The organism is Rhizobium sp. 62_C5_N11_2, assembly GCF_051811185.1.
GTDB lineage: Bacteria > Pseudomonadota > Alphaproteobacteria > Rhizobiales > Rhizobiaceae > Rhizobium > Rhizobium leguminosarum.
This window is the reverse complement of the sequence record NZ_JBPWPW010000002.1, coordinates 655,203-673,612: the sequence shown is the minus strand read 5'-3', so window position 1 is coordinate 673,612 and position 18,410 is coordinate 655,203. Positions and strand designations below refer to the sequence as shown.

The window sequence follows — 18,410 nt, the reverse complement described above, 5'->3', positions numbered from 1 at the left end:
ACCAATCTGTCCCGCATTGGCGGAAATTGATCTTCACTCTGGCAGTGCATAGCGCGTCAGCAGAGCCTCGCCCTCTTCGATGGCGATCTCGATCACCTCGTTCACCAGATCCGGAGATCCGGCGAGTTCCCGCAGAACGAGCGTGAACAATTCCCGCTGCTGCATCGGCAGAACCTGCGGCACGATGATCACCAAGCCAGCATGCAGATCCTCTCGCGCATGGAGTTTCCTGAAGTCGCGGGCATTGTTCGTCACGAAGGTAAAATCTTCCGCGACGATCCGAGGCATCAGATCCCAATCGGTCTCGCCGCTCAGGCCCAGCCAATTGACGTGGAAGCAATCGTGGCCGTGATGTTGAGCCACGGCCACGAGCGATGTGTGCAAGCATTCATCGACGAGAAACTTCACGTAGCCGTGCCCGAGGGCTTTTCGGTACCGGCCTTTCCGAGAGGCAAGCGCTTCACCGACTTCACTTTCAGTCCCTGCTCCGACAACTTTCGTGGCCGCCCACGGGCAGGATGAGCCGCTACCCAGATTTCGGCGAGGTCCACCATGCGCGCAGTGAGAGCCGGATAGCCCTCGACGATCTCGTCCGTGGGAGCGCCTTGCAATTTCATCGCAGCGATTGTTCGGACAGGAACGCGCGTTCCTTTGAAGACCGGCTCACCGCCAACCACACCTTTCACGCTGTGGATGATCTTGTCCGCTTCCCTGAGCGCTTCGCCACGCGCGGCCAAGTGCTCCCTCGCTCTCGCGACGTCGACGATCAGATAGTCGTCTGCTCTGACCGTGTCGGCTTCAGGATTTTCGTCGATGGCGGCAAAGAGGCGCTTCCGGCGCTCGGCGGAAAGGATTGAGCCGACGCCGAACCAGAGTTTCAGGCGCAGCAGATCGTCGTCAGTGATCGCTCGGCTTCGGTGGCCGGTAGAGGGGCTTCCAATGATTCGTTTGTCGATCGCGTTGTGTACCGACTTAATGCCGATCTCACTCACGGCAGCCGCCTCAGTGGGTGTGTATTCGCGAAGTCCTGCAGCCATAATTAATATTCTCCTTCGAAAGAATATATATGATTCACGGGTAATTCGCAATGTGGCTGCTCAACGACATCGATCCGCAGACTTGGCTTGCTGACGTCCTGGCCCGCATCGCCGACACGCCAATCAGTAAGCTGGTGCAATTGCTTCCGTGGAATTGGCAGCTACACGGACTGAACGCTCAAGCAGCCTAATCTGCGGCCTTCACCGGATGCTTACGATAAATCCGATCCATCGAAACAGAATCTCACCATGCACATATGCTGCCCGAGTTGCTTTGTGCATTCCATTAGCGACTTCCGATAAATACTGACAAATTTCACTGGAAATCAACGACCCGGTCTACTGGACAATGAGGTTTGAAAAATCCAACGTGAAGCGTTTCTGCTGAAGAACGGCGTTCATGATGGCAGACGCCAGAGGGAAATAAGCGAGCGGATCTTCATCGGTATGTTGCTTCTCAAGCGCCATATTCGCCAGAACCCGCGCTGTATCCACACCTTCGACCGTTTCGCCAAACAGTTCGCTCGACAACATTTCAACGACTGTGCGGCCAGTTCCCAATCCCTGGCCGAGGCGGCTGTTACGCCCTCCGCCAACAGTGACGTGCAGATCGCCCAGTCCGGCCAGCCCGAATGCCGTTGTGGTTTGCCCGCCCAGGGTGCAGGATGGGGATAACGGCAGTGGTGCCACCTTCAGCTATGGCTGGTGAGGCGGTTCACAACAGTCCAAAAAGGCGATGTCACGTCGTTTCGGCAGCGCATGTTCGCCGCTTTCCCCGAGGCGACCCCAATGGTGATCACCTACACAATCGCGTCGAACATCCGGACATCTTTTTGGCCGTTGCCTCAGAGGAAGTCGCGCACAACACTGGCACCGCCCCCAATCCTGACCGGCTTTCCATCAGCTATGGCAACAGCCTGCCGGAGTGGCTCGGCCGGGGTCGTGTTGATGAAGTGGGATGTTGTCCCGCCTGCCGCGCAGACGATCATCGACGTCCAGATCGAGAAGATTCAGAAGATGTCGAAATAGGTCGAAGCAAGCGAGCGCTAGTGACCTGATCGGCTACGGTAGCCGCCACGCGGTCGCGCAGCTCCCGCTCTCACTCGGCGGTCCTCAGGTATCGATGTGGGAACTAGGCGTAGATTTTATCACCAAATGGTGCTAGTTAAAGCGCCTGAACAGGATAAGAAACGATGCGATCGACTATCAATCTAGACGACACTCTCATGGAAAGGGCCAGGTCCCTGACCGGCACAAAAGAAACCGCTGCTATAGTCCGCCAGGCGTTGGAGACGCTTGTTCGAGTAGAGTCCGGAAAACGCCTCATCGCGCTCGGCGGAACTATGCCCGATGCAGAGGCAGCTCCACGTCGCCGGAGCGCAGCTGCCAAGTGATACTGGCAGACACTTCTATATGGATCGATCATTTCCGCCATGTTGATGCGGAACTTCGGACGATCATTGAGGACGATCGTCTACTCTGCCATCCGGCTGTAGTTGGCGAACTGGCGCTTGGCAGCCTTCGAGATCGCGGGCGCGTGATAGCGTTTCTGGCAGCCCAGCGCCAAGCGTTCGTCGCAACGCATGACGAAGTGATGACAATGATTGATCGTCACGGCATTTTCAGTATGGGCATCGGCTATACAGATGCCCACTTGCTCGCCTCGATACTGCTTGATCGGCGAGCGGCGTTATGGACCAGGGACAAGCGTCTTCAGGCGGCGGCCAAAAAGGCAGGCGCTTCATTGCATAAGCCGGCCAATGCTCGCAACTAAACACCTAAATAGTTCTGCCGATCTTTCGCATTTATCCGATCGTTCGCCTTGAGCAGGTTCGAACCGGAGACCCGTGGTTCGCGCACAGATTTGAGAATGCGTTTTCAATCGTTTTCGCCGGTGAACAGGTTGGCGCAATGGTGCGTCCTTTCGGTATCAACCTTGAGAAGGCCGGCCACCTGCTTTATATGATGCGTGATGAGGCGGATATGAGAACGACCTTGGCAATCGACGACGATGTCCTGATCGCCGCAAAGGCGATGGCAACCCAGCAGCACCGGAGCGTCGGCGAGGTCATTTTTGAGCTGGCGAGACGTTCTCTGCGCCGACCGCCCAGCAGCCGCGAGCGCAATGGCATTCCTCTCCTGTCAGCTCGGCCGGATGCGCCTCCAGTGACCCTCGAAATCGTGAACGCCTTGCGTGACGAACTGCAGTGACTTTCCTGCTCGACGTCAATGTGCTGATTGCCTTAATCGATCCGGGCCATGTAGCCCATGATGATGCGCACGAATGGTTCGCGGCGATGGGTCAGACCGCGTGGGCTACCTGCCCCATTACCGAAAATGGTGTCATCCGGATTGTCGGCAACCCCAAATATCCCAACTCTCCCGGTTCACCGTCACTCGTGATGGAGATCGTCCGCAAATTGCGGTCGCTCCCCGGTCACAGTTTTTGGCCGGACGATGTGAGCCCTGTCGGGTCAGGTGATATCGCTGCCACGAAAATTCTAACATCGGGGCAGGTAACTGTTTCATTCAGTTTTGTAACGGCTTCTTCCGTGCGTTGGGTTCGCAGGCGTTCCACCTGCTCCTTGGCTTCCGCGATTTGCGAGCCGGTTGTTGCCTGTTCAGAGGCGATGGCAGCGCTTGCCCCAACAGATCGGCGTCGATGCCCAGAAGCTCCGTGTAATCTGATCGATTGATCAGCCCCCGTTCGACCGGCGACTGCTTGCCTTGCAGCTCGTCCTTTACGACCTCGGCCTGCTTCTGAACTGCAGCTTCCTGCTCGCGTAAGCCAGATAAGGTTTGATCTAGCTGTTCAAGGCGCCATTTGAGAATGGTCTGTTCCGACCGGAAACGGGCCATGCGGGCGTTGAATTCCTTCTCTTCCTCCAGGATGAGCTCGCTTCATTAAATAATCGACATTCGCCTTGAACAGGATCGACCCGGCGTTGGCTAATCGTGAAGCACCTGATAGGACCGCCGAGTATGAGGTCTTGGCACCATCTTCAGAGAGCCTCGGACCGGATCGGAGAGCTTTGATGGGCTGGAAAACACCGAAGATCGAATACGTGAATGGCTATAAGATCGTTGAAGTTGAAGGGCCCAGCTTCAAAGTCTACGATGGCGACCGTCAGCTCGGGGACGATTTCCCCTACCCCGGCGAAGCTGCTGCTTACGCAACCTCGTTGCCAAAACGGGATCATCCACGCAGCTAGGCGAGAAGCCGCGGAAGATCATTGAAAACCCTTTATGGCAGCCTTAACGAATGTGGAACAGGATTTGACCAGCTCCCAACTTTCTCCGCCGCTGGAACTGCTTGGGTGGTCAGAATTCTTCGCGGACCAGGTCCAGCCCAGCGAAGCTGACTTGATCCCCAGACGCATTGCTTCCGTTCACCGGGCACGCATCGAGGCAATCGATGTCACCGGGCCGGTCGGACTGGAATTTCCAGCCAATACCAATACTGGTGACTACGCGGTCGGCGACTGGGTTCTTGCCGATCCACTGACCGACATGCTCATCAGACGTCTCGACCGAAAAAGCGTCTTTCAGCGACGACCGGAAGGCGGGCGTGGCCAGCAACTTGTTGCCGCCAACGTCGACACCCTGTTGATCGTGACCTCGTGCAATGCCGATTTTAATCTTGCTCGGCTGGAACGTTACCTGATCATGGCCAACCAGGCCGGGAGCAATCCGGTGATTGTGCTGACAAAGGCCGACACCGCGGAAGATGCCGGCATGTTCCAGGCGCAAGCCGAGGCTTTGCAGCGTGACCTGCCTGTCATTGCCTTGAATGGGCGCTCCGCGGACGCAGTTTCCCTGTTGAGGCCCTGGTGCGGCATCGGCCAAACAGTTGCGTTGGTGGGGTCTTCTGGTGTCGGAAAATCAACACTGGTGAACACCATGACCGGGCCCGAATCTGACACAAAGCAAAAGACAGGCACCATCCGCGAATATGACGCGCAGGGCCGACACACAACCACCGCACGATCCCTGCATGCAATTTCAGGCGGCGGCTGGGTCATCGATACCCCGGGAATAAGGACGCTTTACGTGAGTGATGTTACCGACGGTATCGACACCCTCTTTGCTGAAATAACCGAACTGGCGCCGCTTTGCCGCTTTCGCGACTGCACCCATGCCCATGAACCGGGGTGCGCCGTTCAGGCAGCTGTCGCAAGCGGTGCCCTGGTCGCCGATCGCCTGGAACGCTGGCGGAACCTGCTTACAGAAAATCGCGACCGGACACCGGTCGTGAGCGGACCCCGCGGCAACAAGATCGTCCGCAAGAAGAAATATTGAAAGTGTTGAACGTTTGCGACGGTGCTCATCGGCGTCAGCCACGATCCGCCACCTGAATTGGCTGGGCTGGGGATAGCGTCAGCGCTCAATGATTGGGATTGCGGTCAAGAAGAAGACCCTGCAAACGGCCGCTCCCCGCTTGTGCGGGATATGTCTTTGAACAAACGAGATGCGGACGTGCTTTCTCTAGCTGTCCCGCTCGTGCAAATCGCCTTGGGCCTCGAACTCTCGGCACCATATTTGTCTTCGGCTCTTCGAATCAAATCAACAGCTTGGCTGTCGAAGCTGAAGACAGCCTATACTCCAAGCGGAAGTTCAATTTCTTCGCGGTTTCTTTTTGCGCCCTCGATCAGGACCGTGTTGAATCGCTCGGCATCTTGTGCCGGCAGCATTCCCGCCCCGGTTCGAATACCTTCTTGCCAGGCAGGCCCGCGCTCCCATGCTTCGTTGTAGACGAGCGCCAAGTCGGCAGATCGCCTTGTCTGCTGCAGGGCTTCAAAGAGCAGCGCAGCTTGACGAACGTCCTTTTCTCGCTTCGCCAGTCCCTGCCGGTCAGTGTGTCGGCGGCTGGCGACTATGAGCTTGTGGACCGCATACCGGGACGGATCAGGGACGACGACTGAGACACCGCTTCGGTGGAGCAGCATTGTCCTGACGGGTTCCCTTATGAGGAAGTCGAGAAAGCGTAGTGGATCCGCGCTGGCGCCACCAAGGGCGGGCATCTTCGCCGGCTGGTCGATGTAGTCATCAGAACCACGGTTCGACGTCAGGAACTCAACCCTGTAGCCGTTGGCGTTCTGAAACGCCGACGAGGCCGCGGACCCCGATCGATGTGGAACTGGCCGGAAGCTGGGGTCGACGCCCTGCAGCAGCTCAACGATCGGAGGCAGACTGTCTTCAACCTCGCGACTGATGGCGTGGTCCTGGGCGATGTCCGCATCGCCGGTCAGGATCGCAGCCATGGGGAGGCGGACGCCCAGCAGTCCTGCATAGCATTGAAAGGCCACCGTGCCGATGAGAACACCTCGGAGCCGAAAGAGACCGCCATCGGCAAGAGCCTCGACGATGTCGCCCGACATGGCATCAGGGGCGATCATCCCGCCTTCGCGGGTCAGGGTATTTACCAAGCGCCTGCGAGCGCGTAGATCGTCCTTGTCCCGCTTATGATCAGCTACGCGCCGCGCGATATCCGGATCTTCAGCAGAACCGACATAACGACGTTTCGTACCACCATGTCCATCTGGGATGTCGAAGTACCAGTACTTGCGCCCCTTGATGTTCGCCGGAGTGAACCGACCCTCTGGAGGGAAATCGGCCGTCCAGGCGGCGTCGAGCGAGCGCTGACCGAGCTCGGCGAGCATCGTCTGATACATGAGGTCGATGGACTTCATAAGTTCGACTCCGGCGTTATACTGTTTTTCAAAAACAGTATAACCGTCGAGAGGATAGGTCGCAAGATAGGATGCTCACCTTCGCGCAGGGCGCCAACAATCTCCGCAGCAAAGCGCGAGCGCTCTTTAATCGTCGGCCCGCCATACCGGTCGCAAGGCGCTCCCACGGAGGAGATCGTCGAGGGCTATCCGGCTCTCACTGCGCGCATGGTGGACCTGGCCGAAATCTGGGTAGCGGCTCATCCTGCCCGTGGGCGGCCACGAAAATTGTCGGAGCAGGGACTGAAAGTGAAGTCGGTGAAGCGATTGCCTCTCGGAAAGGCCGGCACCGAAAAGCCCTCGGCACGGCTACGTGAAGTTTCTCGTCGATGAATGCTTGCACACATCGCTCGTGGTTCTGCCGATGCAGCAGCGGATCTGCCGGGGGCGAGCCTCCAGGTCGTTTGCGACATGGATGCAGATCGCGCCCGCAAGGTGGCGGACGCCTACGGCGCTCACGACGTCGACTCAGACCCGACCGGGTGTCCGCTCGTCTGGACGTGGACGCAGTTATCATCGCAAGCCCCGATTTCACGCACGCGCCCTTGTCGCTGTCCTGGATAAGAGCCGGCAAACGGGCTCTCTGCGAAAAGCCGCAGATTTCACTGGAAATCAACGACCCGGTTTACTGGACAATGAGGTTTGAAAAATCCAACGAGAAGCGTTTCTGCTGAAGAACGGCGTCCATGATGGCAGACGCCAGAGGGAAATAAGCGAGCGGACCTTCATCGGTATGTTGCTTCTCAAGCGCCATATTCGCCAGAACCCGCGCTGTATCCACACCTTCGACCGTTTCGCCAAACAGGTCGCTCGACAACATTTCAACGACTGTGCGGCCAGTTCCCAATCCTTGGCCTAGGCGGCTGTTACGCCCTCCGCCAACAGTGACATGCAGATCGCCCAATCCGGCCAGCCCGAATGCCGTGGTGGTTTGCCCGCCCAGCCTCTCGCATAGTCTGGCCATTTCCAAAGTTGCCTGGGTGAAGACTGCAGCCGTCGGATTCTTAGATTGGCCGTCCGCACGTCTTTGATCGGGATACCGCGTCTGCATGGCGCTCACGCCGATCGCGTAGAAATTCTTGAGCGCGGCACAAGCTTCGACGCCCGTGACGTCCGTCGTCACCGACAGACGGTAATAGTCCGTTTGCATGATCGCGGCGAGCTGTTCGGCGACCGAAATATCCTCACAGGCGTAGATGCATGCCGTCGGCAGACGGTTGGCGAGTTCGCGGGCGATACACGGTCCGCCGATCCCGATGAAAGCGCTCATCAGCGGAATACGGGAGGGAAGCGTTTGGGCATAGGTCGATACGGCGGAACCCGCAGACTCAAGCCCTTTTGTCACAAAGGCTATGGGACAGGCCTCCGTCATGACCCGGTTAAGAATGTCGGTCACCCAGCCAATGCCTGGGCTACTCACTCCGACAACAATGATATCCGCGTTCGCGAGGTGCTCCGATCGCAGTTCGTCGAAGCGGATCGCCTCGACGCCGGCGGGCGGGGCAGCGTCGAGTTTGGGATGGATCCCGCCCGGACGCCGCATGGTAACGACGATGTCCTGATCGAGCGGCGTGCCGACGAGCAGCACCTTGTGGCCGTTGTCTGCAGCGGGTACGCAAAGCGCGGTGCCCATGACACCCGCACCGAGTACAACGATTTTTGCCACGGTAATCCTCCTCTTGGTGTGGTTCGAAACGGAAAGCCGACCCGCTACCGCATCATAGCAGCGACATTGCCGCCATCGACCGTGATAACCGCGCCGGTGCTTGAGCGCGCCTTAGCGAGATGCACGAAGGCGGCTGCCACATCGGCACCCGTTACCTCGCGGCCAACAAGGTTGCCGCGCATATAGGCTTCGGGTGTCAGGCCGCGCGCGCGGCTTCTTTCAGTGACCATCTCGTCCGTCATTAGACCCGTGCGGATCCGGTCAGCATTGACGGCATTGGATGTGATGCCGGATGCGCCGTGCTCGACTGCATATTGGCGCATCAGCGCCATCAGCGCGGCCTTGGAGGTGCCGTAGGGGCCGAAATCCGCACCTGGATTGACAGCCTGCTTGGAAACATTGAAGACGATGGCGCCGCCGGTCTTCTGCTTCTCCATCACACGCACGGCGGCTCGGGCCATGTAATGATGGCTCCAGAAATTCAATTCGAACGCCTTCCTGAACGTCTCCTCTGGCACGTCGATTAGCGAGCCCTGAAAGGCTGCTCCTGCGTTGGAGATCAGGATGTCCACCCCGCCGAAATGGCTCGCCACCTTGGCAATGGCGGCATCCACTGCGGCCGGGTCGGTCACGTCGCAGGCGACGCCGAACCCTCCTAGCCGCTTTGCCTGGTGAGTTACGGCGTCCTGTGCAATGTCGATCAGCGCAACCTCGGCGCCCTCGGAGCGAAGTGCTTCGGCGATGGCGAGGCCTAGTCCGCCGGCGGCACCTGTCACGACTGCTATCTGCCGGGTCAGGGGCTTTTCCACCTGCTTGGTCAGCTTGACCTGTTCGAGTGACCAGTATTCAATATCGAATAGGTCAGCCTCGGAGAGCGCTTCAAAGGATTCGATGCCCTCCGCCTTGGTGATAACATCGACCGTTGCTTCTGCCACATCTGCACCGACGAGTGCGTTCTTGCGCGTGGCGCCCGCGGCGAACAATCCAACACCCGCAACGTAAAAGACACGCGGCATAGGATCGAGCATCGTTTTTCCGCCGCCGACGCGACCATTGTTGCGTTCGAAATAAGCCCGGTAGTCCGCCTGATAAGCATCAACGGCGACCTGGGCCATGTCCTTCCAGGTATCGAGTTCGCCTGCCACCGGTGCCGGCAGCGCAACACCGTGGCGCTTGATATGGATGACATGCTCCGGCGTCGCATTGCCGCGCCTGACCAGGCTCTCCACATTTTCCGCATTGCAGAAGTCGAGCACGCTCTCTGTGCAGCGGTGTTCCAGTATCAAACGTTTCGGTGCGCCCTCTAAGCCGGTATCGATGGCGATGGCGCCGCGCAAGATCGGTGCGATTTCCGCCACACTGGCGAGCGATTTTGGCACTTTGGCGGAAGTAAACGGCTTTGCCCGACCTTTCGCCAGCCTGTGTTGCGCGCGGTCGATCTTAGCGATCATGTCCTCATAGGCCGCGCGCGGATCGTCAGACCAAGTGAAAATTCCGTGTTTCAGGAGAACCATGCCGTCGCCTTTGGGATTGGCGCGGAAGGCTGCATCACAAGCCTTCGCGAGAAGGAAGCCAGGCATCACATAGGGCACGACGATCGTATCAGGGAACAGTTCTCGGATAAGGTCTTCGCCATGCGGCTGGTTTGTCAGAGAGACTATCGCGTTGGCATGGGTGTGGTCGATATGCCGGAATGGCAACAGGGCGTGCAGGATGGCTTCGACCGAAGGGTTAGGCGCGTTCGGATCCATCAGCAGCCGCCGCTGCAGCATCACCATCTCATCATCGCTCAGCTCATCGAAACCGACCATCGCTTTCAGCGGGTCCAACCGCACGGCCGGCAAGCCCTGTGGCTCTATAGTGCCCATGTCCCAACCGCTGCCCTTGACACAAAGCACATCAACCGAGGTGCCGTCCCGATCAGTCCATGCAGTCTTGACCGATGTATTACCGCCGCCGTGCAGCACTAGTTCCGGATCCTGTCCGAGCAGTCGCGTTGTATAGGTTCGGATCGCTAGATCGCGGTTGATGCCCTTTCCGACATAAGCCTCGACCACGGATGTAAACTCGCTGTCGTTCCATCTCGATTTCATGACTATCACCTCTCTTCCCGAGTTGTTGGCGAACCGGGTTACAAACGTTAGATATCTAGATGCGTATGTGTCAGACCCGGTTTTCCGTTGCGGCGTCGAAGACGTGGACCTTTTCGGGCGCAATCGAGAAACGGACATCCATCCGCTCGTCAAAATGCGCAGACTTGTCGACGATCGCTAGGAACTGACCTTCCGGCCCCTCGCAGCAGAGCTGAGCTTCATGCCCCATGCGCTCGATTAGCAGCGACCGGGCTACAATGGATCCCTGCGGATCGACCGTGACATCTGTCGGGCGGACGCCGCAGATCACCCGCTGGCCTGCAGATAGTTTGAGGGACGGCTCGAGCCGGATAAGGCCGGCCTTGGTCTCCGCAGCTGGCGCTCCCTGGTCCGCGACAATCGTGCCCGTCAGGAAATTGATCGCCGATGAACCGATGAAATCGGCGACATATTTGCTTGCGGGTCTATCATAGACATCGTCGGGCGTGCCCATCTGCTCGATCTTCCCGGCTCGCATGACGACGATCTTGTCGGCCATCGTCATCGCCTCGATCTGGTCGTGGGTCACATAGATCGTTGTCGTCTTGAGACGATTGTGCAACTGCCGGATTTCGGTGCGCATGTGCGCACGGAGCTTGGCATCGAGATTGGAGAGCGGCTCGTCGAACAGGAAGACCGCCGCCTCGCGCACCATGGCGCGGCCCATGGCGACCCGCTGGCGCTGGCCGCCGGAAAGTTCTTTCGGATAGCGCTGGAGATACGGCGTCAGATTGAGGATTTCGGCGGCATGCTCGACCCGCCGCTTGATTTCGGCCGGTGGCTGCTTTGCCACTTCGAGACTGAAGGCAATGTTTTCGTAGACCTTCATTGTCGGGTAGAGCGCATAGTTCTGAAACACCATGGCAATATCACGGTCGCGCGGATGCATATCGTTCACCCGTTTGCCGCCGATGAAAAGATCACCTTCGCTGACGGTTTCGAGCCCGGCTGTCATGCGCAGCAAGGTGGTCTTGCCGCAACCCGAAGGCCCGAGCAGCACGACGAACTGGTGATCCTCGATCAGGAACGAGATATCCCGCATGATGTTGAAGGCACCAAACGACTTGCCGATGCTCTTGTATTCCACGGTTGCCATAAATTTCTGCTCCACTCGTCTTCTAGTATTGCTGACGGTCGCGTGCCGGTCAGTATTTCTGCCGGGTCGGGGTGATGACGATTTCCTGCACGATCGCCTTTTGAGGCAGATTGTAGGCATTGAGGATCAACTCGGCGACGATATCGGCGGAAATGCCGCCGCCGATCGCCTCCTTGTTGGCCTTGTAATTGGCGAGCGTAGTCTCGTCCTTCACATGGTCGAGCACCTCGGTGTCGATGATGCCAGGCGACAGAACGATGACGCGCACATCGTGCGGTGCCAGATACTCGCGGAAGCTTTCCGAGACCGCATGGACGAAATATTTGGTGCCGCAGTAGACGGTGTGATCCGGATAGACCTTGCGGCCGGCGATCGAACTCATCATCATCAGCGTGCCATGGCGGCGAGCGATCATGCCGTTCATCACCGCATGGACGGAATTCATTACGCCCTTGGTATTGATGTCGATCATCTCGTCCCATTCTTCCGGCGGCTGCTTGGCGATGTCGCCGAGACGGGCGATGCCGGCATTGGCGAACATCATGTCCACCGGGCCAAATTGACTTTCGGCGTCGACGACGGCTGCGGTCAGTGCGGCGCGGTCACGGACATCGACTTGTTTCAGCACGGCGTTCGGCAGCCTCAGTGCCTCCAGGCGATCGAGACGGCGTGCCATCAGCAGCACCGGGTGGCCGGCGGCCGAAAAGGCCCGCGCCGTCGCCTCGCCGATGCCGGAGCTCGCACCTGTAATTGCAATCAGCGGCTTGTCCGCCATGTTTCAGCCTCCCGGTTTTGTTTTTGTCGATCCCCGGGATGCGAATGCCACTGGAAGAGGGCAAGATGGCATCGCAACCCCAGGAACCGTTTGTTTGGCAGACGGCGGAAAACCGCCGCCCGTCCAATCAACCCTTCATCACGGTGCCAACCTGGGCAGCGATGTCGTCGAGGGCTTCCTTTGGCGAGCCGTAGCTGCCGGCGAAATACTTGCCCAGCCCAACGGGGATCGTGTCGCTCGACAGCTGTGCCCATTCTGGCAGGTCCGGTTCGGAGCCCATGTATTTCGCAATCGTCTCGCGCACGATCGGCAAGTGACGGGTGGTGCCGGCACCGACGCGAGCATTGGCGAGAACGCGCGGATCGTCATAGACGCTGGTGCGGGTCGGACCCGTACCGCCACCAAGCGTGGTGATGAGGGCCTGTGTATCGGCGCAAGTCGCCCACTGCATGAACAGCCAGGCTGCATCCGGGCTCTTTGAGTATTTCGACACGGCAAGAGACGACCCGCCCTGGTGACCGACGCCGGGGATTTCGCCGTAACCGGTTTCCTTGACGGTGCGAAGGGCAATCGGCTGCGGCGGCACTGCAACTTCGCAAAGGCCCGAAACCTTGGTCTGGGTCGGATCGTCGAAATAGGGAAAGAATTCGCCCCAAGACAGCATCGACGCGGCAACACCCTGTGCCACCGACTGGCCCTGACCATCCCAGGTCCAGCCATCGACGCCTGGAGGCATGGTTGCCTTGAGCTTCGTCCAGTATTCCAGCGCCGCAACGCCCTTTTCGTCGTTACCGGTGAACTTGCCGTCCGGTCCGAAGATCGAGCCACCGTGACCCCAGAGCCATGCGGTCCAGTCGCATTCCAGGCTGTAATGACCGGATTTCATCTGGCCGCTGGTGCCGTAGACGTTCGGGCCCATCTCGTCGGTAATGGTTTTGGAATTGGTGTACAGTTCCTCGAGTGTCGCCGGTGCCTTGAGGCCGAGCTTCTCGTAGATATCCTTGCGATAGATCATGATGAAGATCGGGATGTCGTAGGGAACGCCGACCCAGCGGTCCTCATACTTGGCGATACCGTCAACCAGTGCCGGCAGGAAGTCATCGATATTGTAGTTCGGCATCGCCAGGTCGGCTTTGGCCTCGATCTGCTCGCGTGGATCGAAGACGTCCTTGCTGAAGGATGCCGCCCAGCTCTGGTCAATATAATAGAGGTCATAGGTGCCGAGCGATGAGGCCACGTCGAGTGTCAGCTTCTGCAGAACTTGCTCCAGCGGCAGAACCTCGATCTCGACCTTGATGCCGGTGGCTTCCTCGAAATATTTCTTCAGCTGCGAGTTGATGGCGTTTGACGGGGGTGTCGATTCCGTGGCGAGTTTGAGCGTGGTGCCGGCAAACGGCTTGCCGACGTCCTGCAGCCACTTGATCACTTCCGGCGACGGCTGCAGTGCTTCCTGTGCATTGGCCTGCGAGAACCCGCCAAACGGCCGGCGACCCAAACCCATGCCGAGTGCGCCTGCACCCAGGCCCAGCTTGCCGGCGGCCATCAGGAAGTCGCGGCGGGCCATCTGGCCCTTGACGAACCTATCGGTGATCGATGCGAGATGCATCTTTCTAATACTGTCCTTCATCCTCTTCTCCTCCACTTTTAAACGGACGACAGAATTGCCGGCCGGATATTCAAGCGCCTCCGCGCCGAATTACTGTTTCAGCGACCCCATCGTCAGGCCACGCACCAGATGGCGCTGGACCAGCAGGATCACGATAAAGGCCGGTACGATGGCCGCTGCACCCAGCGCCGCCATGTTGCCCCAGGCCGTTCCAATCGATGTCACGAAGGTCGACGACACCACCGGTACGGTCTTTAGGCCGGTCTGCGTCAGCGTCAGTACGAACAGGAATTCCGTCCAGCTGAAGATGAAGCAGAGAACCGCGGTCGCGGCGATGCCGCCCTTGGCCATCGGCAGGACGATGCGCCGGAAGATCGTCCAGCGCGACGCGCCGTCAAGCAGCGCGCTTTCGTCGATCTCGGCCGGGATATCGTCGAAGAAACTCTTCAAGAGCAGCACCGCCAGCGGCAGGTTCATCAGGCCGTGGATCAGGATGACGCCGATATAGGTGTCGAGCAGGCTGAACTGCTTGAAGATGAAGAACATCGGGATGGCGACGGCGACCGGCGGCATCATGCGGGTCGACAACACCCAGTTGACGAACTCGTGCCGGCCCCGAAAATTCATCCGTGACAACGAATAGGAGGCGAGCGTCGCGACGATGATGGCGAGCACCGTCGACATCGAGGCGACGACGATCGAATCCCAAAGCCGGGGCGCCATGTAGAAATTGCCGCCACCGGGATTGACCGTTTCCTGCGTCCCGAAACCGAAGCCGAGCGAAATGCCGAATACCTGCTCGAAATTCTTGACCGTCGGTTCGAAGACGAAAAATTTCGGCGGCCAGTTGAAGATGTCCTTGGCGTTGCGGAAAGCAACCGACGTCCAGAAGTAGATCGGGAAGAAGAAGGCTCCCACGACGATCCAGCCGGCGATCGTGCGAAGTGTTCGTGTGCCAGCGCTCTGGTGCATGTTACCACCTCACCTTGAAGACTTTGATGAAGACGTTGGCCATGATCATCACCATTGCCAGGCTGACGAGGCTCAGCGTTGCGCCATACCCCCATTTCAGGAACGAGAAGGTCTGCTGCCAGGCGTAAAGGCTGACGGTATAGGTGGCCGTTCCAGGGCCGCCCGAGGTCATGACGAAGACATAGTCGAACACCCGGAAGAGATCGATGCCGCGCAGGAGCACGGCGACCGCGATGACCTTCGACATCATCGGCAGCGTCAGCCGGCGGAACATCTGGAAGGACGAGGCGCCATCGATCATCGCTGCTTCATAGGGCTCGGCCGGCAGCGAGCGGAGACCGGCCATGAAGATCAGCACCATGAAGGGCGTCCACTGCCAGATTTCAGCGACAAGCACGCCGGCCAAAGCAAGGGATGACGTGGCAAGGATTGGAGTCGATTTGTCGAGCAGACCCATCGTGCTGAGCAGATAGGGGAGCACGCCGAATTGCGGATCCTCCATCAACAGGAACATCATACCGGCGATGGCGGGGGGGATGACCAATGTCATCGACAGTGTGGCTCGCAGTACGCTGAAGCCCGGCAGTTCGGCATCCAACAGCATCGCGATTGCCATGCCGAGGATGATTTCGAACACCAGCGCGACAATGAAATAGAGGAAGGTGACGCCCAGCGCGCTCCAGAAACGCGTGTCGTTCCAGAGCTGAACCCAATTCGCCATGCCGACGAATTTCAACGCGCGCTTTGTCGGCACGAATTCATGAAAGCTCAGCCAGACGTTGTAGATCAGCGGATAGATTGTGAATACCACGAGCAAGCAAACCAGTGGCAGGAGCCACGGGATCGGCGAGTCCGATATTGCAATGCGTTTCACCTGTGCGACGGACATTCCGTACCCTCCAGCGGACTGCGGCTATTGCGCCCGGCATGAGCGCGCGTCACCGTTGCCAAACCCGCACTCCTCTGCCGGTTCAGCTCTGCTCGATCCTGTTTCTCTACGCCGGCGCAAGCCGGCATGCGTCTTCAAAGCTGCGGCCGGTCAGTGTGCCGCTGCTTTCTTCTCACTGTGCATGCTTGTCGCGGAGCGTTGCTCTGCCATCCAGGCATCCAGTTCGGTAATCTCGTTCAAGCCCATGCGTATGCCGGCTTTTGTCCGGCGAAACACCACATCCTCGGCCGTGCGCGCATACTCGCGGGTCATCAGGAAACGGACCTCCGCCTCCGTCAGGTCGGCGCCGAAGGACCGGCCCAGGTCAGCTCGTGTGCGGGAACCGGCCAGAATGGCGCGCGCCTCGGAACCATAGTGCCTGACAAGGCGCCGCGCCGCGCGTATGTCCAGAAATCCATAGTCCCGCGTAAGATCCTGAGCCAGGAACTCTGCTGAACCTGCGGGAAAGTCGCCGCCGGGCAAGGCATGCTTGCCCGTCCAGTGCGCCCTTACACCCCACTCTGGGAACCGCGTTGCCAACTTCTGCATCGCATTCTCGGCAAGGCAGCGATAGGTTGTAATCTTTCCACCGAAGATACTCAGAAGCGGTGCTTCGTCTTCCGCGCCGTCGACTTCCAGCACATAGTCGCGCGTGGTTTCCTGCGCATTGGCAGCACCGTCGTCGTAAAGTGGCCGAACGCCGGAATAAGTCCAGACGACCTCTTCTCGCGTCACCCCGGCCTTAAAATAGGAAGAGGCTGCCTGGCACAGATAGTCGATCTCGTCATCCGAAATACGGACGTTTTCGGGTTGATCCTTATGATCGACATCGGTTGTGCCGATCAGTGTGAAGTCGTCCTCGTACGGGATGGAGAAGACGATACGTCCATCGGGATTCTGGAAAATGTAGCAGCGATCATGTGCGTACAGGCGCGGTACGACAATGTGAGAGCCCCTGACGAGCCGGATTTTTGCTTGCGTCTTCCGGTTCAAAACGATGGCCAGAACCTGGTCCACCCACGGACCGGCGGCATTGACAAGCGCCCGGGCAGAAATTGTCTCGCATCGCCCGGTTTCAGCATCCTCCACGGTCACATGCCACAGCCCGTTCTCGCGGCTTGCCTGCACGCAACGTGTGCGCGTGCGAATGTCGGCGCCCCGTTTTTCCGCGTCGCGCGCATTGAGGACGACGAGGCGGTTGTCCTGTACCCAGCAATCGGAATATTCGAACGCGATGGCGGACACGTCGCGAAGGGGTGCGCCGACGGGATCACGCGAAAGCTTGAGTGTCCGTGTTCCCGGAAGCTTTTTCCGACCGCCGAGATGATCGTAGATGAACAATCCGAGCCGCAACAGGCACGCCGGCCGCAGCCCCTTGCGATGCGGCAGCACGAAACGGAGCGGCCAGATGATATGCGGCGCTACGTGCCACAGAACCTCCCGCTCGCGCAGCGCATGGCGCACGAGCCCGAATTCATAGTGTTCGAGGTAACGAAGGCCACCATGAATGAGCTTGGTCGACGCCGATGACGTGGCGGAGCCAAGATCCGACTGTTCGCACAGAAAGACGCGGAGCCCGCGACCGGCCGCGTCGCGCGCCAGACCAGCGCCGTTGATTCCGCCACCGATGATCGCCAAGTCGTACGTCGCCATCGTCATGCAGTCGGTCTCCCCTTGCGGGCTTCCAGAAGACGGTCTGCAACCTCGACGAAACCTTGTCCGCCTTCAGCGGCCGTTACATAAGTCGGTTCAGCCTCGATGCGGCCTTGAAAATGCAGGACATTGGCAACGCCGCAGGCGTTGGGAAAGAAGTGGAACATCGGCGCATCGTTCGGACTATCGCCGACGAACACGACCTTGTCCTTATCCCGGTCGATATCGAGCCCGAGCACGTCGGCCGCGAAACGGCGCGTCATCGTCAACTTGTCATAGGCACCATACCAGCCGTTGACATGGATGGACGAAACCTTTGCAACCGCACCCTCCTCCTCGAAGATCCGCTTGATGCGGTCCACTGCGCTGGCCGGCAAGGATGGCACATCCTCAGAAAAGTCGATGGCGAGGTCGGCCTCGCGATAAAGCTGGTCGGCCGAAATGGCGGTACCGGGCACTTCGGCCAGGATGCGAGCGCGCACTGTTTCCAACCGTTTACGATCATCGGCGCGCTGATCGCTACTGATCGCGAAAACACGGCGCATGCGCCGGCTGTGTTGATCATAGGAAAAATAGAATGCGCCGTTTTCACCTACAACGCCTGAAACGGGCCACATCCGCGCAATCATATCGCACCAGCCAGCGGGTCGGCCGGTGATGGGAGCTACAGCAATGCCGGCGTCCAGAAGTCGCTCCAACGCCTGATAGGCGCAGGCCGGCAGACGTCCGTCCGTGGTCAGCGTGTCGTCTATATCGGCAAACAGCGTATGGATCCTGCCTGCATCTTCCAACGGCATTTCGACGATCGCGCGCATG

20 protein-coding genes and 4 pseudogenes are annotated in these 18,410 nt (G+C 58.9%); 10 read left to right on the top strand and 14 right to left on the bottom strand.

Annotated features, from left to right (window positions below; all coding sequences use genetic code 11):
- Positions 1-33: 33 nt before the first annotated feature.
- Positions 34-408 carry a DUF5615 family PIN-like protein gene (locus AB8B31_RS26815; RefSeq protein WP_018245318.1) on the bottom strand — a complete coding sequence of 125 codons (375 nt, stop codon included), beginning with the start codon at positions 406-408 and terminating at the stop codon, positions 34-36.
- Positions 405-1,037 (bottom strand): DUF433 domain-containing protein, encoded by a 633-nt coding sequence (locus AB8B31_RS26810; RefSeq protein WP_018444521.1) that lies wholly within the window; start codon positions 1,035-1,037, stop codon positions 405-407. Before AB8B31_RS26810 ends, AB8B31_RS26815 begins: the two co-directional genes overlap by 4 nt.
- 59 nt (positions 1,038-1,096) lie before the next feature.
- On the opposite strand from AB8B31_RS26810, the pseudogene AB8B31_RS26805 reads away from it, so the two are divergent.
- Positions 1,097-1,228: pseudogene (locus AB8B31_RS26805) on the top strand (transposase domain-containing protein); the annotation flags it as partial.
- A 148-nt stretch (positions 1,229-1,376) separates the two neighbouring features.
- Here the strand turns inward: AB8B31_RS26805 and AB8B31_RS26800 are convergent.
- Positions 1,377-1,727, bottom strand: a complete 351-nt coding sequence (locus tag AB8B31_RS26800) for an NAD(P)H-dependent glycerol-3-phosphate dehydrogenase (protein ID WP_245484585.1) — start codon at positions 1,725-1,727, stop codon at positions 1,377-1,379.
- Positions 1,728-1,826: 99 nt separating this feature from the next.
- Between AB8B31_RS26800 and AB8B31_RS26795 the strand changes: the two genes are divergently transcribed.
- From AB8B31_RS26795 to AB8B31_RS26775, 5 genes and pseudogenes are all read left to right on the top strand, one after another.
- Positions 1,827-2,066 (top strand): hypothetical protein, encoded by a 240-nt coding sequence (locus AB8B31_RS26795; protein ID WP_155256963.1) that lies wholly within the window; start codon positions 1,827-1,829, stop codon positions 2,064-2,066.
- A 164-nt stretch (positions 2,067-2,230) separates the two neighbouring features.
- The gene (locus AB8B31_RS26790; protein WP_018245323.1) at positions 2,231-2,431 is read left to right on the top strand and encodes a type II toxin-antitoxin system VapB family antitoxin; all 201 of its coding nucleotides are present in this window, start codon (positions 2,231-2,233) and stop codon (positions 2,429-2,431) included.
- Positions 2,428-2,811: a type II toxin-antitoxin system VapC family toxin gene (locus tag AB8B31_RS26785; protein ID WP_018245324.1), complete on the top strand. Its 384-nt coding sequence runs from the start codon at positions 2,428-2,430 to the stop codon at positions 2,809-2,811. Before AB8B31_RS26790 ends, AB8B31_RS26785 begins: the two co-directional genes overlap by 4 nt.
- 209 nt (positions 2,812-3,020) lie before the next feature.
- Positions 3,021-3,248 (top strand): CopG family transcriptional regulator, encoded by a 228-nt coding sequence (locus tag AB8B31_RS26780; protein ID WP_085990123.1) that lies wholly within the window; start codon positions 3,021-3,023, stop codon positions 3,246-3,248.
- Positions 3,245-3,583: pseudogene (locus AB8B31_RS26775) on the top strand (TA system VapC family ribonuclease toxin); the annotation flags it as partial. The gene AB8B31_RS26780 and the pseudogene AB8B31_RS26775, both read left to right, overlap by 4 nt.
- Here the strand turns inward: AB8B31_RS26775 and AB8B31_RS26770 are convergent.
- Positions 3,567-3,896: a hypothetical protein gene (locus tag AB8B31_RS26770; RefSeq protein ID WP_018517229.1), complete on the bottom strand. Its 330-nt coding sequence runs from the start codon at positions 3,894-3,896 to the stop codon at positions 3,567-3,569. The pseudogene AB8B31_RS26775 and the gene AB8B31_RS26770 overlap by 17 nt on opposite strands.
- A 176-nt stretch (positions 3,897-4,072) precedes the next feature.
- Here AB8B31_RS26770 and AB8B31_RS26765 point away from each other — a divergent pair, with 176 nt between their 5' ends.
- Complete coding sequence (locus tag AB8B31_RS26765; protein WP_018071841.1) at positions 4,073-4,249, top strand: hypothetical protein; 177 nt, start codon at positions 4,073-4,075, stop codon at positions 4,247-4,249.
- Positions 4,250-4,283: 34 nt separating this feature from the next.
- Positions 4,284-5,336 (top strand): ribosome small subunit-dependent GTPase A, encoded by a 1,053-nt coding sequence (gene rsgA, locus AB8B31_RS26760; RefSeq protein ID WP_130729681.1) that lies wholly within the window; start codon positions 4,284-4,286, stop codon positions 5,334-5,336.
- Between the two features lie 296 nt (positions 5,337-5,632).
- On the opposite strand, the gene AB8B31_RS26755 is transcribed toward rsgA, so the two are convergent.
- Positions 5,633-6,727 carry a nucleotidyltransferase family protein gene (locus AB8B31_RS26755; RefSeq protein WP_018245327.1) on the bottom strand — a complete coding sequence of 365 codons (1,095 nt, stop codon included), beginning with the start codon at positions 6,725-6,727 and terminating at the stop codon, positions 5,633-5,635.
- 153 nt (positions 6,728-6,880) lie between these two features.
- On the opposite strand from AB8B31_RS26755, the pseudogene AB8B31_RS26750 reads away from it, so the two are divergent.
- Positions 6,881-7,099, top strand: a pseudogene (locus AB8B31_RS26750) (hypothetical protein); the annotation flags it as partial.
- Positions 7,100-7,362: pseudogene (locus AB8B31_RS26745) on the top strand (Gfo/Idh/MocA family oxidoreductase); the annotation flags it as partial.
- 29 nt (positions 7,363-7,391) lie between these two features.
- Here AB8B31_RS26745 and AB8B31_RS26740 read toward each other — a convergent pair.
- The 9 genes from AB8B31_RS26740 to AB8B31_RS26700 form a co-directional block, all read right to left on the bottom strand.
- On the bottom strand, positions 7,392-8,432 hold the full coding sequence (locus tag AB8B31_RS26740; protein ID WP_130729680.1) for an NAD(P)H-dependent glycerol-3-phosphate dehydrogenase: 1,041 nt from the start codon (positions 8,430-8,432) through the stop codon (positions 7,392-7,394).
- A gap of 44 nt (positions 8,433-8,476) precedes the next feature.
- The gene (locus tag AB8B31_RS26735) at positions 8,477-10,525 is read right to left on the bottom strand and encodes a bifunctional aldolase/short-chain dehydrogenase (RefSeq protein ID WP_130729697.1); all 2,049 of its coding nucleotides are present in this window, start codon (positions 10,523-10,525) and stop codon (positions 8,477-8,479) included.
- 70 nt (positions 10,526-10,595) lie between these two features.
- A complete protein-coding gene (locus AB8B31_RS26730; protein ID WP_018444524.1) occupies positions 10,596-11,660 on the bottom strand; it encodes an ABC transporter ATP-binding protein in 1,065 nt (354 codons plus the stop codon).
- Between the two features lie 49 nt (positions 11,661-11,709).
- Positions 11,710-12,435 (bottom strand): SDR family oxidoreductase, encoded by a 726-nt coding sequence (locus AB8B31_RS26725; protein WP_065275910.1) that lies wholly within the window; start codon positions 12,433-12,435, stop codon positions 11,710-11,712.
- Between the two features lie 127 nt (positions 12,436-12,562).
- A complete protein-coding gene (locus AB8B31_RS26720) occupies positions 12,563-14,062 on the bottom strand; it encodes an ABC transporter substrate-binding protein (protein WP_065275909.1) in 1,500 nt (499 codons plus the stop codon).
- Positions 14,063-14,131: 69 nt separating this feature from the next.
- Complete coding sequence (locus tag AB8B31_RS26715; RefSeq protein ID WP_130729678.1) at positions 14,132-15,013, bottom strand: carbohydrate ABC transporter permease; 882 nt, start codon at positions 15,011-15,013, stop codon at positions 14,132-14,134.
- A 1-nt stretch (position 15,014) separates the two neighbouring features.
- Complete coding sequence (locus AB8B31_RS26710; protein WP_027686776.1) at positions 15,015-15,902, bottom strand: carbohydrate ABC transporter permease; 888 nt, start codon at positions 15,900-15,902, stop codon at positions 15,015-15,017.
- Positions 15,903-16,052: 150 nt separating this feature from the next.
- A complete protein-coding gene (gene glpD / locus AB8B31_RS26705; RefSeq protein ID WP_065275906.1) occupies positions 16,053-17,600 on the bottom strand; it encodes a glycerol-3-phosphate dehydrogenase in 1,548 nt (515 codons plus the stop codon).
- On the bottom strand, positions 17,597-18,409 hold the full coding sequence (locus AB8B31_RS26700) for an HAD-IIB family hydrolase (protein ID WP_018245336.1): 813 nt from the start codon (positions 18,407-18,409) through the stop codon (positions 17,597-17,599). The genes glpD and AB8B31_RS26700 overlap by 4 nt, the downstream gene beginning before the upstream one ends.
- Between the last annotated feature and the right edge of the window lies 1 nt (position 18,410).

Bases quoted from the DNA above. Each gene is read 5' to 3' on its own strand.
- AB8B31_RS26780 (WP_085990123.1), top strand. From the start codon at position 3,021: ATGAGAACGACCTTGGCAATCGACGACGATGTCCTGATCGCCGCAAAG.
- rsgA (WP_130729681.1), top strand. From the start codon at position 4,284: ATGGCAGCCTTAACGAATGTGGAACAGGATTTGACCAGCTCCCAACTT.
- AB8B31_RS26730 (WP_018444524.1), bottom strand. From the start codon at position 11,660: ATGGCAACCGTGGAATACAAGAGCATCGGCAAGTCGTTTGGTGCCTTC.
- AB8B31_RS26700 (WP_018245336.1), bottom strand. From the start codon at position 18,409: ATGCGCGCGATCGTCGAAATGCCGTTGGAAGATGCAGGCAGGATCCAT.
- AB8B31_RS26770 (WP_018517229.1), bottom strand. From the start codon at position 3,896: ATGGCCCGTTTCCGGTCGGAACAGACCATTCTCAAATGGCGCCTTGAA.
- AB8B31_RS26720 (WP_065275909.1), bottom strand. From the start codon at position 14,062: ATGAAGGACAGTATTAGAAAGATGCATCTCGCATCGATCACCGATAGG.
- AB8B31_RS26795 (WP_155256963.1), top strand. From the start codon at position 1,827: ATGGTGATCACCTACACAATCGCGTCGAACATCCGGACATCTTTTTGG.
- AB8B31_RS26765 (WP_018071841.1), top strand. From the start codon at position 4,073: ATGGGCTGGAAAACACCGAAGATCGAATACGTGAATGGCTATAAGATC.
- AB8B31_RS26755 (WP_018245327.1), bottom strand. From the start codon at position 6,727: ATGAAGTCCATCGACCTCATGTATCAGACGATGCTCGCCGAGCTCGGT.
- AB8B31_RS26725 (WP_065275910.1), bottom strand. From the start codon at position 12,435: ATGGCGGACAAGCCGCTGATTGCAATTACAGGTGCGAGCTCCGGCATC.
- AB8B31_RS26710 (WP_027686776.1), bottom strand. From the start codon at position 15,902: ATGTCCGTCGCACAGGTGAAACGCATTGCAATATCGGACTCGCCGATC.
- AB8B31_RS26735 (WP_130729697.1), bottom strand. From the start codon at position 10,525: ATGAAATCGAGATGGAACGACAGCGAGTTTACATCCGTGGTCGAGGCT.
- glpD (WP_065275906.1), bottom strand. From the start codon at position 17,600: ATGACGATGGCGACGTACGACTTGGCGATCATCGGTGGCGGAATCAAC.
- AB8B31_RS26790 (WP_018245323.1), top strand. From the start codon at position 2,231: ATGCGATCGACTATCAATCTAGACGACACTCTCATGGAAAGGGCCAGG.
- AB8B31_RS26810 (WP_018444521.1), bottom strand. From the start codon at position 1,037: ATGGCTGCAGGACTTCGCGAATACACACCCACTGAGGCGGCTGCCGTG.
- AB8B31_RS26715 (WP_130729678.1), bottom strand. From the start codon at position 15,013: ATGCACCAGAGCGCTGGCACACGAACACTTCGCACGATCGCCGGCTGG.